Source organism: Mesorhizobium sp. M2A.F.Ca.ET.039.01.1.1 (genome assembly GCF_003998035.1).
GTDB lineage: Bacteria > Pseudomonadota > Alphaproteobacteria > Rhizobiales > Rhizobiaceae > Mesorhizobium.
The window spans coordinates 1-4,252 of sequence record NZ_RZRY01000557.1; the positions used below are offsets into that span (position 1 = coordinate 1).

General features: G+C 61.7%; 4 protein-coding genes and 1 pseudogene. 1 reads left to right on the forward strand and 4 read right to left on the reverse strand.

What is annotated here, in order from left to right:
• From secD to yajC, 3 genes and pseudogenes are all read right to left on the reverse strand, one after another.
• Positions 1-1,263 (reverse strand): annotated as a pseudogene (secD, locus tag EOA24_RS29110) (protein translocase subunit SecD); the annotation flags it as partial.
• Between the two features lie 89 nt (positions 1,264-1,352).
• Entirely contained in the window at positions 1,353-2,366 is a 1,014-nt protein-coding gene (locus EOA24_RS29115) for a hypothetical protein (RefSeq protein WP_126082297.1), read from the reverse strand.
• A gap of 52 nt (positions 2,367-2,418) precedes the next feature.
• Positions 2,419-2,757, reverse strand: coding sequence for a preprotein translocase subunit YajC (gene yajC, locus EOA24_RS29120; protein WP_041004168.1), 339 nt, complete (start codon positions 2,755-2,757; stop codon positions 2,419-2,421).
• Positions 2,758-3,024: 267 nt separating this feature from the next.
• Here yajC and EOA24_RS29125 point away from each other — a divergent pair, with 267 nt between their 5' ends.
• The gene (locus EOA24_RS29125; protein WP_126082296.1) at positions 3,025-3,897 is read left to right on the forward strand and encodes an ATP-binding protein; all 873 of its coding nucleotides are present in this window, start codon (positions 3,025-3,027) and stop codon (positions 3,895-3,897) included.
• Positions 3,898-3,907: 10 nt separating this feature from the next.
• Here EOA24_RS29125 and EOA24_RS29130 read toward each other — a convergent pair.
• Positions 3,908-4,252, reverse strand: a 345-nt coding sequence (locus EOA24_RS29130; RefSeq protein WP_133374661.1) for an AraC family transcriptional regulator, incomplete at its 5' end; no start/stop codon positions are given.

A 4,252-nucleotide genomic window follows, 5' to 3' on the forward strand; every position in this document is an offset into this window, starting at 1 on the left:
GCGTAGCGCCGAGCAGCGATAGCGCGCCCACGATCATCGCCACGTGGACCGCGAGCGCGACGTTGGCGATAAAGCCGAGGAAGCCATAGGCGACGAACATGAAGGCAACGACGAGGATCGAGCCGATCACGCCCGCCACCTTGCCGGCGTGGATCGAGTCCTGGCCGAGGCCCGGGCCGACTGTGCGCTCTTCGATGATGGTCAATTTCGCCGGCAAGGCGCCGGCGCGCAGCAGGACGGCGAGGTCGTTGGCGCTCTCGGCCGTAAAGTTCCCCGAAATCTGCCCCGTGCCGCCAAGGATAGGTTCACGGATGACCGGCGCCGAGATGACTTGATTGTCTAGCACGATCGCAAAAGGTTTGCCGACATTCTGCTGGGTCGCCTGGCCGAACCGCGTCGCCCCGCGGGAATTGAAGGTGAACGAAACGACCGGCTCGTTGGTCTGCGAGTTATAGGTCGGCGTCGCGTTCGACAGGTCTTCGCCCGACACGATGACGCGGTTTTCAACCAGATAAGGAACGGGAGGATCGTCCTGCGAGTAAAGGACGGAGTCGCCGGGCGGCGGTCGATTTTTCATCGCGTCCTGGACCGGCACCGACGTATCGACCATCTGGAAGGTCAGCTTGGCGGTCTGGCCGATGATGTCCTTGAGCCTTTGCGGATTTTGCAGTCCGGGCACCTGAACCAGAATGCGATCGTCACCCTGCCGCTGCACGATCGGTTCCGTGGTGCCGAGCGCGTTGACACGCCGCTCCACCACTTCGATCGCCTGCGACAATGCCGTTGATGTGCGATACTTGATGCCAGCATCCGTGACGGTGAACTTCAGCAACCCAGGCTCGGAATCATCCAGGGTCATCGACTGAACGGAACCACCGCTAAAGAGCCCGGCCGCGACCGGATTAGTTATCGGCTTCAGCGCCGTCTTGGCGGCTTCGACCTGGCTTGGATCGTTGATGCGCACCTGAACGGTCCGGCCGGTTCCGCCAAGGCCGGTGTATTGGATCTTGGCGTCGCGCAGCAGGTCCTGATCTCGTCGCGCGTGGTCTCCAGTTGATCCTTGATCAGGTCGTTCTGATCCATCTGGAGCAGGATGTGCGAACCGCCCTGAAGATCGAGGCCGAGCGTCATCTGCCGCTTCGGCACCCAACTCGGCAATTGCGCCAGCGTGCTTGCCGGGAAGAGATTGGGCACGGCGAGGATCACTGTGATGGCCACGGCGAGCCAGATCAGGATCATCTTCAGGCGCGAGAAATAAAGCATTCGTTCTTATCCGTTCAGGCGTACAAGCGGCAGCGTTCCGCCATCGGCGAGGGTGTCAGCTATGGTTATCGTTCCGACCACGGCCGGCCCTATCGCGCTTCCTCGACGATTGTCAATCTCGCCGGCAGCGCGCCGGTGCGCAATAACACGGCGAACTCCTTGGCGCTCTCGGCCCTGAAATTCCCCGATATCTGTGCGGTGCCATTCTCAATGGGTTCCCGGATGATGGGCGCTGAAATCACCTGATCGTCCAGAATCACCGCAAACGGCTTGCCGATATTGCGCGTGGTCGCCCACTTGAAACGTTGCGTACCCTTGGAATCGAGCCGGAATGCGACGACAAACTCTTCTGTCGAACTGTCGTGGGTCGCTTTCGCGTCCAGCACGCTGTCGCCCGAGACAAGCACCCGGTCTTCGATCAGATAGGGAACTGGCGGATCGTCCGGCGTGTAAAGCACGGTTGAACCGGCAGGCGGCTGGCCATTGACCGCGTCGTCCACCGGCATCGAAGTATCGACCAACCGGAAGCGCAGTCGACCCTGCCGCGCAAGGGTTTGCGCCAGACCGTGCAAATCCGCGACGCTCGGCGCCTGAACCAGTATGCCGTCATCCGTCAACTGAACCGTGGCATCGGCCACGCCAAGTTCGTTCAGCCGGTTTTTGATGACTTCGATCGACTGTGTGAGCGCGGCAGAGGTCCGATACTTCGCTCCGGCATCCGTCATGGTGAACTTCAACAGGCCGGGCTCGCTATCGTCGAGCGCAAACTCCTGGACCGGACCTTCTTTGCCGGCAATGGGATCGACCACCGCCTTGAGCGCCGCCTTGGCGGCCTCGACCTGCGAGGCATCGCTAATGCGCAGCTGAACGGTCAGGCCCGATACGACAAGACCGTTATAGTTGATCTTCGGCTCGGCGTCGCGAAGCAGCGTCCTGATCTGATCCCGCGTTGCTTCCAGCCGGCGGCTTCTTACCTGCTCCCTATCCAGGTGAAGCAGAACATGTGCGCCCGGCACCGATGCAAAAACAGCCGACGCGCCAAAGACCATCGAGACCAGGGCAAGCCCGATCAAAACGATCTTCAGGCGCGAAAAATAGACCATATGTTGCCGTTCGTCGGAGCCCTGCCCGCGGCCATCGCCGCCGGGATTGCGCTTACTTCTTGGCGTTCTGGTTCGCCACCGGCTCGCCCTTGACGCGCACGTCCGAGATCGTCGAACGCAGCGCCGTCACCTTGGTTCCGCCGCCAAGGTCGATCTCCAGCTCATTGTCGTCGATCACCTTCGTCACCTTGCCGACGAAGCCGCCGCCGGTCACCACCGTATCGCCGCGGCGCACCGCCGAAAGCATTTCCTGGCGCTTCTTCAGCTGCGCGCGCTGCGGCCGGATGATCAGAAAATACATGATCACGAAAATCAGGACAAACGGCAAAATCGAGATGAACATGTCTGGCGAAGCGCCGACGCCCTGGGCGTATGCCGGTGTAACGAACATCAAGAAACTCCTGGATGGTGAAATTCCGCCGCGGCCGCCCCGCGAAAATTTGGCCGGAATATAGTCGGTAAACTTGCCAATGCAACTGCGCTGCGGGCCCAATCCGTTGCTTTTCCAGCCGTTTGCGGCGTGCTAGAGCGTCGCAGCGGAAGCGGCTTCGAGGCCCCCGAAAGATCATGCTCCAACAAAAGCTTGGACCTGGTTCTTGCAGCGATGTCATGGAAGCTGCTCCCACACGCTGAAGGACCTCAACAAAAAAGACCCAAAATGACCGACAGCCTGGACGCCTTGAACAAGAAACTGGATCGCCTGATCGAGGCGGTTTCCCGTCTCGCCCCGCCGCCGGTGCCACAGACCGATCTCGGCGTGGCGGACTGCTTCGTCTGGCAGGCTGATCCCGGTTTCCTGGAGCCGGTGCGCAAGGTGAACCGCGTCGATATCGGCCTGATCCGCGGCGTCGACCGCGTGCGCGACATCCTGCTCGACAACACCGAGCGCTTCGCGTCCGGCTATGCGGCCAACAACGTGCTGTTGTGGGGCGCGCGCGGCATGGGCAAGTCGTCTCTGGTGAAGGCCGTGCATGCCACCGTCAACGCCTCTGACAAGCTCGACCGGCCGCTGAAGCTGATCGAGATCCATCGCGAGGATATCGACACGCTGCCCAAGCTGATGGGTCTCCTGAAGGCGGCTCCCTATCGCTTCATCCTGTTTTGCGACGACCTCTCCTTCGACCATGACGACACCTCCTACAAGTCGCTGAAGGCGGCGCTGGAAGGCGGCGTCGAAGGCCGGCCGGGCAATGTCATTTTCTACGCCACGTCCAACCGCCGGCATCTGTTGCCGCGCGACATGATCGACAATGAGCGCTCGACCGCCATCAATCCTTCCGAAGCGGTCGAGGAAAAAGTCTCGCTTTCAGATCGTTTTGGCCTGTGGCTCGGCTTCCACAAATGCTCGCAGGACGAATATCTCGACATGATCGACGGCTATGTCCGCTATCACGACCTGGCCATCGATCCCGAGCAATTGCGCGCCGAAGCGCTGGAATGGGCAACGACGCGTGGCAGCCGTTCCGGCCGTGTCGCCTGGCAGTTCACGCAGGACCTCGCCGGACGGCTCGGCAAATCGCTGAAAGACTGACGAGCGGAAGTCACTTCTGCGCCCGTCGCAAGTCGCGCGGCGTCTGGCCGATCTCCCGGCGCATCCAATGCGCCAGATGCGACTGGTGCGCAAAGCCGGTCAACGCCGCGACCTCGCTCGTGCCGAGATCGCCGCGCCGCAGCAGGACGCACGCCCTTTCCACTCGGCGCCGCAACACGTAGCGATGCAAGGTGACACCCATCGCGGCCTTGAACCATGTGCGCAGATGCGAGCTGCTCGCGCCGGCCACCCGGCTCAGGCGATCGATCGAAAGCGGCTCGTGAAGAGCGGTCTCGATGTGGTCGAGGACACGCTTGAGCTGGGCGTCCGACAACCGGTTCACTCGACCCACGTC

What these genes read in the sequence shown, in the direction of transcription:
- EOA24_RS29115 (WP_126082297.1), bottom strand. Translation starts at nt 2,366, where the DNA reads ATGGTCTATTTTTCGCGCCTGAAGATCGTTTTGATCGGGCTTGCCCTG.
- yajC (WP_041004168.1), bottom strand. Translation starts at nt 2,757, where the DNA reads ATGTTCGTTACACCGGCATACGCCCAGGGCGTCGGCGCTTCGCCAGAC.
- EOA24_RS29125 (WP_126082296.1), top strand. Translation starts at nt 3,025, where the DNA reads ATGACCGACAGCCTGGACGCCTTGAACAAGAAACTGGATCGCCTGATC.